Annotated in this window: 11 protein-coding genes; 6 read left to right on the top strand and 5 right to left on the bottom strand. The window is 65.9% G+C overall.

Annotation, left to right across the window (positions count from 1 at the left end):
• The first annotated feature begins 44 nt into the window (after positions 1 to 44).
• From nqrF to sthA, 4 genes are all read left to right on the top strand, one after another.
• Positions 45 to 1,277, top strand: a complete 1,233-nt coding sequence (gene nqrF, locus ACQ1W9_RS11105; protein ID WP_431023429.1) for an NADH:ubiquinone reductase (Na(+)-transporting) subunit F — start codon at positions 45 to 47, stop codon at positions 1,275 to 1,277.
• Positions 1,274 to 2,014, top strand: coding sequence for a hypothetical protein (locus ACQ1W9_RS11100; protein ID WP_431023428.1), 741 nt, complete (start codon positions 1,274 to 1,276; stop codon positions 2,012 to 2,014). The genes nqrF and ACQ1W9_RS11100 overlap by 4 nt, the downstream gene beginning before the upstream one ends.
• A gap of 16 nt (positions 2,015 to 2,030) precedes the next feature.
• Positions 2,031 to 2,288: a (Na+)-NQR maturation NqrM gene (gene nqrM, locus ACQ1W9_RS11095; protein ID WP_346060597.1), complete on the top strand. Its 258-nt coding sequence runs from the start codon at positions 2,031 to 2,033 to the stop codon at positions 2,286 to 2,288.
• A 135-nt stretch (positions 2,289 to 2,423) separates the two neighbouring features.
• Positions 2,424 to 3,815, top strand: coding sequence for a Si-specific NAD(P)(+) transhydrogenase (sthA, locus tag ACQ1W9_RS11090; RefSeq protein ID WP_346060596.1), 1,392 nt, complete (start codon positions 2,424 to 2,426; stop codon positions 3,813 to 3,815).
• A 161-nt stretch (positions 3,816 to 3,976) separates the two neighbouring features.
• Here the strand turns inward: sthA and bioA are convergent, their stop codons facing one another.
• Complete coding sequence (gene bioA / locus ACQ1W9_RS11085; protein ID WP_431023427.1) at positions 3,977 to 5,251, bottom strand: adenosylmethionine--8-amino-7-oxononanoate transaminase; 1,275 nt, start codon at positions 5,249 to 5,251, stop codon at positions 3,977 to 3,979.
• A 338-nt stretch (positions 5,252 to 5,589) separates the two neighbouring features.
• On the opposite strand from bioA, the gene ACQ1W9_RS11080 reads away from it, so the two are divergent.
• Positions 5,590 to 5,973 (top strand): histone-like nucleoid-structuring protein, MvaT/MvaU family, encoded by a 384-nt coding sequence (locus ACQ1W9_RS11080; protein ID WP_346060594.1) that lies wholly within the window; start codon positions 5,590 to 5,592, stop codon positions 5,971 to 5,973.
• Between the two features lie 154 nt (positions 5,974 to 6,127).
• Here ACQ1W9_RS11080 and ACQ1W9_RS11075 read toward each other — a convergent pair whose 3' ends face one another.
• From ACQ1W9_RS11075 to speB, 4 genes are all read right to left on the bottom strand, one after another.
• On the bottom strand, positions 6,128 to 7,573 hold the full coding sequence (locus ACQ1W9_RS11075; protein ID WP_431023426.1) for an aldehyde dehydrogenase family protein: 1,446 nt from the start codon (positions 7,571 to 7,573) through the stop codon (positions 6,128 to 6,130).
• 186 nt (positions 7,574 to 7,759) lie between these two features.
• On the bottom strand, positions 7,760 to 9,364 hold the full coding sequence (locus ACQ1W9_RS11070) for a 5-guanidino-2-oxopentanoate decarboxylase (protein WP_431023425.1): 1,605 nt from the start codon (positions 9,362 to 9,364) through the stop codon (positions 7,760 to 7,762).
• Between the two features lie 56 nt (positions 9,365 to 9,420).
• Positions 9,421 to 10,797: a YjiH family protein gene (locus ACQ1W9_RS11065; RefSeq protein ID WP_431023424.1), complete on the bottom strand. Its 1,377-nt coding sequence runs from the start codon at positions 10,795 to 10,797 to the stop codon at positions 9,421 to 9,423.
• 114 nt (positions 10,798 to 10,911) lie between these two features.
• On the bottom strand, positions 10,912 to 11,862 hold the full coding sequence (gene speB / locus ACQ1W9_RS11060; protein ID WP_431023423.1) for an agmatinase: 951 nt from the start codon (positions 11,860 to 11,862) through the stop codon (positions 10,912 to 10,914).
• A 181-nt stretch (positions 11,863 to 12,043) separates the two neighbouring features.
• Here speB and ACQ1W9_RS11055 point away from each other — a divergent pair, with 181 nt between their 5' ends.
• Positions 12,044 to 13,486, top strand: a complete 1,443-nt coding sequence (locus ACQ1W9_RS11055; RefSeq protein WP_431023422.1) for a sigma-54 interaction domain-containing protein — start codon at positions 12,044 to 12,046, stop codon at positions 13,484 to 13,486.
• Positions 13,487 to 13,488: the final 2 nt, after the last annotated feature.

Raw genomic sequence — 13,488 nt, 5'->3', positions numbered from 1 at the left:
TGGTCGTGTACCGATCAGGCAACGAAACCCAATAGGAACCCGACATGGTTGATACATCCGTCATCTTGCTCGGCGTCATCATGTTCACGGTGATCGTTATCGCCCTCACCGTGATCATCCTGGCCGCCCGCAGCAAGCTCGTCAGCACCGGTGACGTGACCATCGAAGTCAACGGTGACCCCGAGCACACCCTGACCACCCAGGCCGGTGGCAAGCTGCTCAACACCCTGGCCGCCAACGGCATCTTCCTCTCCTCCGCCTGTGGCGGCGGTGGCTCCTGCGCCCAGTGCAAGTGCCGTGTGGAAGACGGCGGTGGTGCCATCCTGCCCACCGAAGAGTCCCACTTCACCATGCGCGAGAAGAAGGAGGGGTGGCGCCTCTCCTGCCAGGTGCCGGTGAAGCAGGACATGAAGATCGAGGTGCCGGAAGAGGTCTTCGGGGTCAAGAAGTGGGAATGCGAGGTCATCGCCAACCCCAACGTGGCCACCTTTATCAAGGAGCTCAACCTCAAGCTCCCCGAAGGCGAGAACGTCGACTTCCGTGCCGGTGGTTATGTGCAGCTGGTGGCTCCGTCCTACGATATCAAGTTCTCCGACTTCGATATCGAGGAGGAATACCGCGGTGATTGGGAGAAGTTCGATCTGTTCAAGATCTCCCACAAGAACACCGAGGAAACCATCCGCGCCTACTCCATGGCGAACTACCCCGAAGAGAAGGGCATCCTCAAGTTCAATATCCGTATCGCCACGCCGCCTCCCGGCACCAGCCATCCGCCGGGGATCATGTCCACCTATGTCTTCAATATGAAGCCGGGTGACAAGGTGACCGTGATGGGGCCCTTCGGTGAATTCTTCGCCAAGGACACCGACGCCGAGATGGTCTTCGTCGGCGGGGGTGCCGGTATGGCGCCGATGCGCAGCCATATCTTCGACCAGCTCAAGCGCCTCAAGTCCAAGCGCAAGATCTCGTTCTGGTACGGTGCCCGCTCCTGGCGCGAGACCTTCTACAACGACGAGTACGACCAGCTGGCCGAGGAGTTCGACAACTTCGACTGGCACCTGGCGCTGTCGGACCCGCTCCCCGAGGATAACTGGGAAGGCCCCACCGGCTTTATCCATAACGTCCTCTACGAGAACTACCTCAAGGACCATCCGGCCCCCGAGGATTGCGAGTACTACATGTGTGGTCCGCCCATGATGAATGCCTCGGTGATCAAGATGCTGCTGGACCTGGGCGTCGAACCCGAGAACATCCTGCTCGACGACTTCGGCGGATGATCGAGGGCTCTGCCCGGCGTAAGACAGGGCTGGTCCGGCGTGGGCCGGCCCTGTTGCTGTTCGGGGGGCTCCTGGCGACGGCCTTGCTGTTTTCGGCCTGTGGTCGAGGCCCCCAGGACCATCGCCTGCAAGGCGTGGTACTCGACACCGGTTACCATCTCACTCTCCATGGCGATCTCGATATGCCGCGGCTGGAGGTCGCCATCGAGAGTGAATTGGTTCAGCAGGCGGCTCGCTGGACGGCCTTCGGCCAGGCCATGGCATCTTGGCGGCGCCCGGGGGTGTTGCCCGGCATGTCGCCTCCGTCACCCTGGCCGGACGTCCTGGGGCATGCCTGGCTGGTGGATCGCCTCCATCAACGCCTCCAGGGGGAAGGGCTCGATGAGTTCCTGGTGGAAGTGGGGGGCATTCGCCGTGGCCAGGGGGCCTGGTGGGTGGCCCTGCCGGGAGAGGATCGTCGACTCGAACTCGATGATGAGGCCCTGGCCAGCCTGGTCTGGCGCGACGCCGAGCGACGGCAGCGACTCAGCGTGGTGGCCGATAGCGCCCTGGAGGCCCTGTCCTTGGCCTGGCGCTGGCAAGGCGAGACGTTTCCCGAGCACGCCGTCTCCTGGAGCCATCCCGCGCTTTGGGTTGTCACAACTCCAGCGGGGACCGATGAGCGGATGAGTGGCGCCATGGCCACGCGCCTTGGTGCACAGGAAGAGGGGGCAGACCCCGCTTCCGGAGCCTATTGATAGGAGGCACACCCTTATGATGATCTGGGTATTGGTATTCGGTTTTATGCTGCTGCTGGTGGCCGCCATGGCCATCGGCGTGATCCTCGGCCGCAAGCCCATCGCCGGCTCCTGCGGTGGGCTGAATCAGTTGGGCCTGAAGCAGGGCTGCGATATCTGCGGCGGCAAGGACGAGGTGTGCGAGGAAGAGAACCGCAAGCGCCAGGCCGGTGCCCGCCGTCGTAGCGACGAAAGCCGCGGCGCCGACCTGGGCTATGACGCCACCAAGCGATAACGCCCTTCGCCCGGGCGGCAAGGAGGAAGGTACAAGGAGCCCCTTGTCGCCCGTAGCGTAGGGGAATCATCTTGCCTTGCAGCTTGCAGCTTGCAGCTAACAAAGAGATCAGGGAACTAGGAGAAGCAACGATCCATGGCAGTCCATAACTACGACGTGGTGGTAATCGGCACCGGGCCGGCGGGGGAGAGCGCCGCCATCAATGCCGCCAAGCATGGCAAGCGGGTGGCGGTGGTGGAGAAGCAGTCTTCGGTGGGGGGCAACTGCACCCACCAGGGCACCATCCCCTCCAAGGCGCTGCGCCATCAGGTCCGGCAGATCATGGCGTTCAACACCAATCGCATGTTCCGCGATATCGGCGAGCCGCGCTGGTTCTCCTTCCCCAAGGTCCTGGCCCGCTCCCAGCGCACCATCGACCAGCAGGTGGCGATGCGCACCAACTTCTATGCCCGTAACCGGGTCGATCTCTACTTCGGGGTGGCGCGCTTCAAGGACGAGCACACCCTGATGGTGCGTGACGATCACGAAGGCGTCGAAGAGCTGCATGCCCAGAAGGTCGTGATCGCCACCGGCTCGCGCCCCTACCGGCCGGCGGATATCGATTTCCGCCACCCGCGGATCTACTGCTCCGATACCGTCCTCGGGCTCAATCATACGCCGCGGACCCTGATCATCTTCGGCGCCGGGGTGATCGGTAGCGAATACGCCTCCATCTTCTCCGGCTTGGGCGTCAAGGTGGACCTGATCGACTCCCGCGATCGCCTGCTGTCCTTCCTGGATGACGAGATCTCCGACGCGCTCTCCTATCACCTGCGTCATCATGGCGTCCTGGTGCGTCATAACGAGGACTACGCCAAGGTGGAGGGCGATGAATCCGGGGTCACCGTGGAGCTGCAGTCCGGCAAGAAGCTGCGTGCCGACGCCTTCCTGTGGGCCAACGGCCGCACCGGGAATACCGACGAGCTGGGCCTGGAGAGCATCGGCCTGGAAGCCAACGGTCGTGGTCAGCTGGCGGTGGACGAGCACTACCGCACCGCCATTCCGAACATCTATGCGGTGGGCGACGTGATCGGCTGGCCGAGCCTGGCCAGCGCCGCCTACGACCAGGGCAAGAACGCCAGCGACGACTTGCTGGAGCAGCCTTTCCGGATGGTGGAGGACGTACCCACCGGGATCTACACCATTCCCGAGATCAGCTCGGTGGGCAGGACCGAGCGGGAGCTGACCCAGGCCAAGGTGCCCTACGAGGTGGCCCAGGCCTTCTTCAAGGACACCGCCCGGGCCCAGATCACCGGCGATACCGTGGGCATGCTGAAGATCCTCTTCCATCGCGAGACGCTGGAGATCCTCGGCATCCACTGCTTCGGTGACCAGGCCTCGGAGATCGTGCATATCGGCCAGGCGATCATGCAGCAGAAGGGCGAGGCCAACAGCCTCAAGTACTTCGTCAGCACCACCTTCAACTACCCGACCATGGCCGAGGCCTATCGGGTGGCGGCCATGAATGGCCTGAATCGGCTCTTTTAAGCGCATCGAGGCCAACTTTTTGTGGGAGTGCGGCGGTCCGGCGTCCCGGTTCCGCGCGATATCGCCCGAAGGGCGATCCTGGCTTCTCCCAGGGGTGATTTTGTCGCCCAATCGTTCGGGGAACCGGTACGCCGGACCGCCGAACTCCCACAATATTTATATCACCGCTCCAAAAACCAGCCCTTCATGGCGCCGGTGATGCGGCGCATCTCCTCGGGCGTGGTGATATAGGCCGGCATGGTATAGAGCCAGCGGCCGAAGGGGCGCAGCCAGACGCCGCGCTCCCGGGCGAAGGCCTGGGCGCCGTCGAGGCTCGCCGCCTCCTTCACTTCGATCACCGCCGTGGCCCCCAGCACCCGCACCTCGTTTACCGCCGGATGGGCGTTCAGGGCGGCATCCTCGAGCAGCTCCGCGCGCAGGATGGCATTGAGCCCGGCGATCTTGTCCAGGTAGCCTTCCTCCTCGAAGACCGCCAGGCTCTCCAGCGCCACCCGGCAGGCCAGGGGGTTACCCATAAAGGTGGGGCCATGCATAAAGGCATGATTCGGATCGTCACTGAGGAAGGCGTCATAGACGCGGCCGGTGGCCAGGGTCGCCGCATGACCCAGGTAGCCGCCGGTCAGCCCCTTGGAGAGCACCATGATGTCCGGAGTCACCCCGGCGTGGTCGGCGGCGAACATCCGTCCGGTGCGCCCGAAGCCGGTGGCCACCTCGTCGAAGACCAGCAGCACATCGAACTCGTCGCAGAGCTCCCGGGCGGCCCTCAGATAGTGCGGCGAGGTCATGTTCAGGCCGCCGGCGGCTTGCAGCAGCGGCTCCATCAGCAGCGCCGCCACCTCGTGATGGTGTGCCTCCAGGGTCGCCCGCAACGCCTGGATATCCGCCGCTACCGCCTCCGGCGGAGCATCATAGGGGGCGGTGGGGGCCGGGGCGAAGGGGTGGCTGGGCAGGAAGCCGGCGAACAGCGAATGCATGCCCTCTTCGGGGTCACACACCGCCATGCAGCCGCTGGTATCGCCGTGATAGGCGCGCATCAGCGACAGCATGCGGTGCTTCTCCGGGCGCCCCTCGAGCACCTGATACTGCACCGCCATCTTCATGGCCACTTCCATGCCCACCGAACCGCTGTCGGAGAAGAACACATGGTCGAGCCCCGGCGGGGTGATGCGCACCAGGGCCTCGGCCAGGCGCTGGGCCGGTTCATGGCTCAGGCCGCCGAGCATCACATGGCAGAGCGTCTCGGCCTGTGCCTGGATGGCGGCCACCAGTCGCGGGTGACCATAGCCATGGATCATGCACCACCAGGAACAGGTGGCATCCAGCAGTCGCTCGCCACCGGCCAGGGTGAAGTGGGCCCCCTGTCCCCCGACCACCGTCGGAGGCACGGGCTGGGTCTGCATCTGGGCATAGGGATGCCAGAGGGGCGATGCGGGCATATCAACCTCGTTGTTAACCTTTAATTTTCACAAGGTTAACACCCTGGGGCGCCAGCGTCACTCCGCGACAGCCATCCAGGCATGGCAAGGCGATAACATTCCTTTCAATATTCGGCGTTGAAGTGCCAGCCGCTCACCCCGCTATACGGGTAAACACGCTCTTGCCGACATACACCACCGGAGCCCGTTGTGGATTATTTCAACTAGTCCGGCTACCAGTTATTTTCCAACTAGCCTTCGACTATGCTATAAAAACTAAAGAGAGGCTTGGCAAATTACACGCTTTGCGGTATTAATGGCCGCCACATCCCGACAATGTCATCTGATAAGGAAAGCCCATGTCCCTGATTAACGAATACCTCCAGCAGGAGCAGCAGCTCAAGGCACTCCAGGAGCAGCTCGATAAACTGCAGAACGACCCGCGTCTCAAGGCCGAGCTCGAGTTCAAGGAGAAGCTCGAGGCCCTGATGCAGGAGTTCAACAAGAGCGCCAAGGAAGTGATCGAGCTGCTCGATCCCAAGCCGGCCGCCAAGGCCGCCGCCGCACCGGCCGCGGCTTCCACTGGCGGCGGGCGTCGCAAGCGCAAGCTGAAGATCTACAAGAACCCCACCACCGGTGAAGTCGTCGAGACCCGCGGCGGTAACCACAAGACCCTCAAGGCCTGGAAAGAGGCCCACGGCGCCGATACCGTCGAGTCTTGGCTGGTGCGTGTCGAAGGTTAACTGATGGGTCCTCGGCAAAACGCCTGAGTCTGTCTATCGCCCCGCCGAGTGCGGGGCGATCTCGTTTGGTGGCGATGCTTTTCCCAATAAAAAAGAGACCGCCGAGGCGGTCTCAAGGGCAGACACGTCTTGCGCCTGAAGTGCACTCTGATCCTCAGGCCGGCATCAGGCAGTGTTTGACTTCCAGATAGGCCGCGAGTCCCCAGGGACCCAGTTCTCGGCCGATACCACTGTGCTTGAAACCGCCCCAACTGGTCTGCGGCAATACCAACTGCTCGCTATTGATCCAGGTGGTACCGGAGTGCAGGCGACGGGCGATGGCCGCGGCACGCGATTTGTCCCGGCTGATCACCGTGGCGGCCAGGCCGAAGTCGCTGGCATTGGCGAGTGTGATGGCCTCCTCCTCGTCGGCCACGCTGCGTCCGCACAGCACCGGACCGAAGATCTCCTCCCGCCATAACCGGCTCTCCACCGGCACGTCCCGGTAGAGGCTCGGCGCCAGGAAGAAGCCTGGGGAGGGCACCTCACGGCGACGGCCGTCGCGCACGGCCGTGAGGCCCTCCTGGTCGGCGATGGCCAGGTACCCGAGCACGGCGTCGCGCTGGCGGGCACTGGTCAGCGGGCCCATCTCGCTGCCCTCGGCCAGGGGATCACCCAAGACCAGGGCATCGATGCGCGCTGCCAGGGCCGCATAGAGCGGCTCGGCGATGGACTGGTGGACCAGCAGCCGCGAGGTGGCCGAGCAGATCTGACCGGCATTGAAGTAGATGCCCGCCATTACCCAGTCGGCGGCCTGCTCGGGGTCGGCGTCCTCCATCACCAGGATCGGCGACTTGCCGCCGAGTTCCAGGGAAACCCCCTTGGTGCCGCCGGCGGCGGCGCGCATCACCGCCTCGCCGACCCGGTTGCTGCCGGTAAAGGAGAGCTTGTCGACGCCGGGGTGGCAGGAGAGCGGAGCGCCGATGCCCTCGCCGTCGCCGTGCAGCAGATTCAGCACCCCGGCGGGCAGCTTCACCTCGAGGGCGATCTCGGCCAGGACCTGCTCCGGCAGCGGGGTGACCTCCGAGGGCTTGAGCACCGCGGTGCAGCCGGCGGCCAGCGCCGGGGCCAGCTTCCAAGCGCTGGTCACCAGCGGGAAGTTCCAGGGGGTGATCAGCCCCACCACGCCCACCGGGTCCTGGTAGCAGCGTGCCTCGACGCCGTCCATTTCCAGTGGTACCAACTGGCCCTGGCGCTCGTCCAGGCGGCGTGCCTCGCCGGCGTAGTAGCGGTAGCAGGCGATGGCATCGTCCAGGTCGATGCTGGCCTCCGCCAGTACCTTGCCGTTATTGGTGCTGGAGAGGTGCATCAGCGCCTCCCGGCGCCGGCTCAGGGCCTCGGCGAAGCCCTCCAGATAGACGGCCCGCTCGCTGCCCGAGAGCGCTTGCCAGGCGGGCAGGGCGCGACGCGCCGCGGCCACGGCGGCATCCACGTCCTCGGGGTGGCCGGCGGTGACCTCGGCGATCACCGCCTCCGTGGTGGGGTTGACCACCGGCAGGCGCCGCTCGCCCCGGGAGGCCACCCAGCGGTTATCGATAAATTGCTGCGTCAGTGTTTGCATGGTGATTCCTCTGCTTGCCTGTTTCCGCCGAGCGATTGGCGCCGTCAGGCGCCCTTGATGCCGGCCAGGATCGCCCTTCGGTCGATATCGCGCGGAATCCGCGCTCCCACGGTAGCCTTGGTGGTGGCACGGGTTTTTGTGGGAGTTCGGCTTCCCGACGGTCCGACGTCTCGGCGATTGGCGCCGTCAGGCGCCCAGGGCCCGCTGCCAGGCGTGGGCATCCACCTCGATCAGCAGGGGGCCGTCGGTGGGGCGCGCCGCCAGCGCCTGGGCGAGTTCGCCGGGGGAGCCGACCCGGGTGGCCAGGCAGCCGAAGCCGCGGGCCAGGGTCTGGAAGTCCGGGGCCTGGATATCCACGCCGAGGCGCGCCACGCCGTGGGCGTCCATATAGCGACGGATCTCCTCGTAGCCGGCGTTGTGCCACAGCAGGATCACCACCGGCAGGCGCTCCTCCACGGCGGTGGCCAGCTCCGAGAGGGTGAACATCACCCCGCCGTCGCCGACCAGGGCGATCACCGGCTGCTCGGGGCGGCCCAACTGGGCGCCGAGTGCCGCCGGCAGGCCATAGCCGAGGGTGCCGTAGCCGGTGGAGGCGTTGAAGTAGCGCCGCGGCTGCGGCAGCGACAGCAGGTGGTTGGCGGCATACACCGGGGCGGTGGAGTCGCCGACCCACAGCGCCTCGGGCAGGGCCGCCTTGAGGGTGGCGCAGAGCGGCACGAAGGGGGCCAGGGCCGGGTCCTGTTCCAGCGCCAGGGCCTCGCGCACGGCGGCGGCGCGAGCCTCGCCATCCTTATGCAACTGCTCGGGACACTGCATAAGCAGGCCCTCCAGGGCGCGCCCGGCATCGCCCACCAGCCCCAGGGCCAGCGACTGGTTGCGTACCAGTTGCTGGGCATCCAGGTCGATGCGAATCAGCCGGCCGGTGAGGACGAAGCCATCATCGAAGACCACGTCATAGTCGGTCTCGCCGAGCTCGGTGCCGATGGCCAGGATCACGTCGGCCTCCCGGGCCAGTTGGCGCACCGGGGGCAGGGCGGTATTGGCGCCCAGGTCCAGGGGATGGGCATCGCCCAAGAGCCCCTTGGCATTGATGGTGGTGGCGGTGGGGGCATCGAGGCGGCTCACCAGCTCGCGGGCCGCCTCGGACGCCGCCACGCAGCCGCCGCCGAGCAGCACCAGGGGGCGTTCGGCCCCCTTGAGCCAGCTGGCCGCGGTGGCCAGGCCCTCGGCGTCCGGGGCCGCCGGGTAGAGCCGCGGCCGATTAAAGGAGGCCGGCTCGGCCACCTCGGCGGCGAACAGGTCGATCGGGATCTCGAGATGCACCGGGCCGGGGCGCTCGCCATCGAAGACCGCGAAGGCCCGGGCCAGTACTTCGGGCAGCGCCGCGGCATCGAGCAGGGTATGGCTAAAGCGCGCCACGCCGGCCACCAGGCCGCGTTGGCTCTCCAGCTCGTGCAGCCGGCCCTGGCCGCGGCCCAGGGTATCGCGGCGGTTGACGCTGGAGATCACCAGCATGGGGATGGAGTCGGCCAGCGCCTGGCCCATGGCGGTGGCGATATTGGTCATGCCGGGGCCAGTGATGATCAGGCAGACCCCGGGCTTGCCGGTGGCGCGGGCATAGCCGTCGGCCATGAAGCCGGCGCCCTGTTCGTGGCGCGGGGTGACATGGCGGATCTCGCGGCCTTCCAGGCCGCGGTAGAGCTCGACGGTATGCACCCCGGGAATGCCGAAGAGGGTGTCGACGCCGTAGCTCTCGCCGAGCAGGCGGATCAGGAGTTCAGCACAGGTCATGGGCAAGTCCTCGTATCACGAGGCCCGGCCTGATGGGGCCGGGCCGGGACGCGATCTCAGAAGAAGAAGGTGTGGGCCATAAAGGCGATGATCGGCAGGGTGATGGCGGTGCGCAGCAGGAAGATCGCGAACAGCTCCCACAGCGACAGGGGGATCTTCGACTTGAGCAGCAGGGCACCGATCTCCGACATATAGATCAGCTGGGTCAGCGACAGGCAGGCCACCACGAAGCGGGTCAGCTCGCTCTCGATGCTGGTGGCCAGCACCGCCGGCAGGAACATGTCGGCGAAGCCCACCAGGGTCGCCGGGGCGGCGGCCTCGGCCTCGGGAATGCGCAGCCACTCTAGCACCGGCACCATGGGGTAGGAGAGCCAGGTGAAGATCGGCGTGAACTCGGCGAGGATCAGTGCCAGGGTACCGATGGCCACCACCAGGGGCAGCAGGGCCAGGAAGATGTCCGCCACGTTGAACAGGGCGTTGCGGATCAGTTCGCGAGCGCCGGGGGCCTTCTCGGCGCGCTCCACGGCGCGGGTCAGGCTGTAGCGGAAGACGCCCATGTCGGCGCTGCGCTTCTCGGCCAGTTGGCAGCCCACCGGCTCGTAGTAGGTGTCCGGCTTGCGTGACAGCGGCGGCAGGCGCGGCACCACGATGGCGGCGATCAACCCCGACACCACCACCGTCAGGTAGAAGGGCACGAACATATGGTCGAGGTCGACGAAGCTGGTGATCAGCAGGCTGAAGGCGATGGAGACGATGGAGAAGTTGGTGGCGATCACCGCCGCCTCGCGACGGTTATAGAAGCCCTTCTCGTACTGCTGGGCGGTGATCAGCACCCCCACGGTGCCGGAGCCCATCCAGGAGGCGGTGGCATCGATGGCGCTGCGCCCGGGCAGGCGGAAGATCGCCCGGAAGGGCTTGCGCACCAGGCTGCCGATAAACTCCATGAAGCCGAAATCGACCAGGAAGGGCAGCAGCAGGGCGGCGAAGAAGAAGAAGGTCAGCAGCACCGGCGCCAGGTCGTTGAGCATCACGCCGCCGGTGTGGCCGGCGATCACGAAGCCCGGCCCCACCTGGAAGAAGGTCATGGTGGCGAAGGCGGCGCCGAGAATGCGCATCAGGAACCACACGGGGCCCACATCGAACATTTCGTTCCAGAGGCCCTGGCTGGCCCAGGCGGGCCGGGTCAGCTTGACCAGCAGGGTGATCACCACCGAGAGACAGAGCACGGCGGTGGCGATGGCCGGCAGCCAGTCGCTGAGCAGGTCCTGGAGCCCCTTGGCCATCAGGCCCATGCCGATATTGACGGTGTCGCCCACCGAGAAGGGGATCAGGAAGAGGGCGACCCCGAACAGCGAGGGGATCAGGAATTTCATCAGGCCACGCCGGCTAAGGCTGGGCCGGGCGGTGGCGCCGGTGTCGAGGGTGGAGGACATCGTTGGTTACCCCATGGATTGTTTTAGTGAACGGTGTGGGTCACCGGAGAGGCGGCCGTCCTCTGGCGCGCCGAGGGCCGCATGGGGTCGAGGCATGCGGCCCGGTGACCGGAGTTAATCGCGGCGCATCACGCCGGGCAGCACGCAGAGCATCTCGTAGAGCAGGGTGGCGCCCATCAGGGCGGTGTTGCCGCTCGGGTCATAGGGGGGCGCCACTTCCATCAGGTCGCCACCCACCACGTTGAGGCCCCAGGCGCCGCGTACGATCTCCAGGCCCTGGGCCGCGGTCAAGCCGGCCATCTCCACGGTGCCGGTGCCCGGGGCCACCGAGGGGTCGAGGCCATCGATATCGAAGCTGATATAGACGGGGCCGTCACCCATCTGCTCGCGTACCTCGGCCATCAGCGGCTCCAGGGACTTGTGCCAGCACTGCTCGGCGGTGACCACCCGGAAGCCCTGGCGGCGGCACCAGTCGAAGTCATCGGCGGCGTAGCCGGTGCCGCGCAGGCCGATCTGCACCACCCGTTGGCTGTCGAGCAGCCCCTCCTCCTGGGCGCGGCGGATCGGCGTGCCATGGGCGATGGACTCGCCGAACATATGGTCATTGACGTCGGCGTGGGCATCGATATGGATCAGCCCCACCGGGCCGTGCTGGCGGGCGATGGCGCGCAGGATCGGCAGGGTGAAGGTGTGATCGCCACCCATCGTCAGCGGCGTGGTGCCGTGGCTCAGCACTTCCCGGTAGAAGGCATCGATGATTTCGAGGTTCTTCGGCAGGTTGAAGGTGTTGACCGGCACGTCGCCGATGTCCGCCACCTGCAGGCTATCGAAGGGGGCGGCGCGAGTGGCCATATTGTAGGGGCGCAACATGCGCGACTCGTCGCGGATCTGCCGCGGCCCCAGGCGGGCGCCGGGACGGTTGGAGGTGCCGATGTCCAGGGGCACGCCGATAAAGGCCGCGTCCAGGCCGCGGGCGTCGGCCTGGGTGGGCAGGCGCATCATGGTGGCCGGGCCGCCGAAGCGGGGCATCTCGTTACCGCCCAGGGGCTGGTTGAACTCGCTCATGGAAACTCCTCAACAGGTCGCAGACATTGGCTTCCCTGTGCTTCTTGCACGAAGCGTGCCAGATTGTACGCCCATGATTTGTCGGGGGTTTCCAAGTAAGTGATGCGTTTTTACATTGCTGAGACCCGGGGTTTGATGCAAAAATGCATGATCGATGCAGGAATGAATCAAGGGAGGGGAGATGAGCGAAACCGATGCCCGGGTGCTCAGGACCCTGGTGGAGAATGCCAATGACCATATCTTTATCGTCGATGGCCAGGGCCGGGTGCTCGACGTCAGCCCCGGGGCCGCGGCGGTCTATGGCATGTCACGGGAGGCGCTGTGCGCCACCACGGTCCAGCGCCTCGAGGCGGATGGCATCCTGACGCCCTCGGTGAGCCTCGAGGTGATGCGCAGCGGCAAGCCGGCCCAGGTGATGCAGACCACCAGCACCGGGCGTCGGGTGATCGCCCAGGCCTATCCGGTGTTTAGCGGCGATCGCCTGGAACGCATTATCAGTCGCTCCATGGATCTCACCGACCTGCAGTGGCTCCAGGAGGAGTATCAGCTACTGCAACGGCGCTTCAGCGAGCACCTGAAACGCAGTGCCGCGGCCTCCCTGGGCGATGACCTGGAGGTGGACGCGGCGCAAGGCGAGCTGCGTATCCGCAGTGAGCTGATGCATGAGATCGCCCTGCTGCTCAAGCGGGTCGCCCCCACCGATGCCAGCGTGCTGATGCTGGGCGAATCCGGGGTCGGCAAGACCGCCTTCGCCCGCCAGCTGCACCGCTGGAGTCGCCGTCGCGAGGGGCCCTTTATCGACGTCAACTGCGGGGCCATTCCCGAGAGCCTGTTCGAGTCGGAGATGTTCGGTTACCAGCCGGGCGCCTTCAGCGGCGCCGCCCGCCAGGGCAAGGCGGGGCTGATGGAGCAGGCTCAGGGCGGCACCCTCTTCCTTGACGAGATCGGCGAGCTGCCCCTGGCCATGCAGACCAAGCTGCTCAAGGTGATCCAGGATGGGAGCCTGACCCGGCTGGGCGATACCCGGGCGCGGCGGGTGGACTTCCGCCTGGTGGTAGCCACCAACCAGGACCTGGCGCGGCGCGTGGAGGAGGGGCGTTTCCGTCTCGATCTCTATTACCGCCTCAATGTGATTCCGGTGACCCTGCCGCCGCTGCGCGAGCGTCCGGAGGACATCCCCGGCCTGGTGGAGTTGCAACTGCGGCGACTCAATCGGCGCTACGGGCGCGACAAGTTATTGGCCCCCGGCGTCTGGCAGGAGTTGATGGGGCACGACTGGCCGGGTAATGTACGCGAGTTGGAAAACTGGCTGGAGCGGGCCTGGCTTTCGGCGCCCGACGAGATGATCGAGGCCCGGGGGCTCGCTCCGCAGCGTTCCAGTCGAGTCCCGGAAGGCGCTATACTGCTCGACGATTCTTCTTCCCCGGGCCCCGGGGCGATCAAACTCGCCGAAGGCGAGGGCCTCAAACAAGGTCTCGCCCGGTTCGAGCGCGAGATCCTGGCTGAACTGTGCACGCAGTTGCCGAGTACTTATGCCATGGCCGAGCGCCTGGGTATCAGTCAGCCCAGTGTGGTGCGCAAACTGCAGCGCCATGGATTACGAATTTCCGACGGTCACCGATAAAC

It is taken from the genome of Halomonas sp. H5, assembly GCF_050613175.1.
Lineage (GTDB): Bacteria > Pseudomonadota > Gammaproteobacteria > Pseudomonadales > Halomonadaceae > Bisbaumannia > Bisbaumannia salifodinae.
Note: the sequence above shows the minus strand (reverse complement) of the source record. Positions and strands in the feature narration are given on the sequence as shown.

Excerpts from the sequence above, each read along its gene's own strand:
- nqrF (WP_431023429.1), top strand. The coding sequence starts at position 45 with ATGGTTGATACATCCGTCATCTTGCTCGGCGTCATCATGTTCACGGTG.
- ACQ1W9_RS11100 (WP_431023428.1), top strand. The coding sequence starts at position 1,274 with ATGATCGAGGGCTCTGCCCGGCGTAAGACAGGGCTGGTCCGGCGTGGG.
- nqrM (WP_346060597.1), top strand. The coding sequence starts at position 2,031 with ATGATGATCTGGGTATTGGTATTCGGTTTTATGCTGCTGCTGGTGGCC.
- sthA (WP_346060596.1), top strand. The coding sequence starts at position 2,424 with ATGGCAGTCCATAACTACGACGTGGTGGTAATCGGCACCGGGCCGGCG.
- bioA (WP_431023427.1), bottom strand. The coding sequence starts at position 5,251 with ATGCCCGCATCGCCCCTCTGGCATCCCTATGCCCAGATGCAGACCCAG.
- ACQ1W9_RS11080 (WP_346060594.1), top strand. The coding sequence starts at position 5,590 with ATGTCCCTGATTAACGAATACCTCCAGCAGGAGCAGCAGCTCAAGGCA.
- ACQ1W9_RS11075 (WP_431023426.1), bottom strand. The coding sequence starts at position 7,573 with ATGCAAACACTGACGCAGCAATTTATCGATAACCGCTGGGTGGCCTCC.
- ACQ1W9_RS11070 (WP_431023425.1), bottom strand. The coding sequence starts at position 9,364 with ATGACCTGTGCTGAACTCCTGATCCGCCTGCTCGGCGAGAGCTACGGC.
- ACQ1W9_RS11065 (WP_431023424.1), bottom strand. The coding sequence starts at position 10,797 with ATGTCCTCCACCCTCGACACCGGCGCCACCGCCCGGCCCAGCCTTAGC.
- speB (WP_431023423.1), bottom strand. The coding sequence starts at position 11,862 with ATGAGCGAGTTCAACCAGCCCCTGGGCGGTAACGAGATGCCCCGCTTC.
- ACQ1W9_RS11055 (WP_431023422.1), top strand. The coding sequence starts at position 12,044 with ATGAGCGAAACCGATGCCCGGGTGCTCAGGACCCTGGTGGAGAATGCC.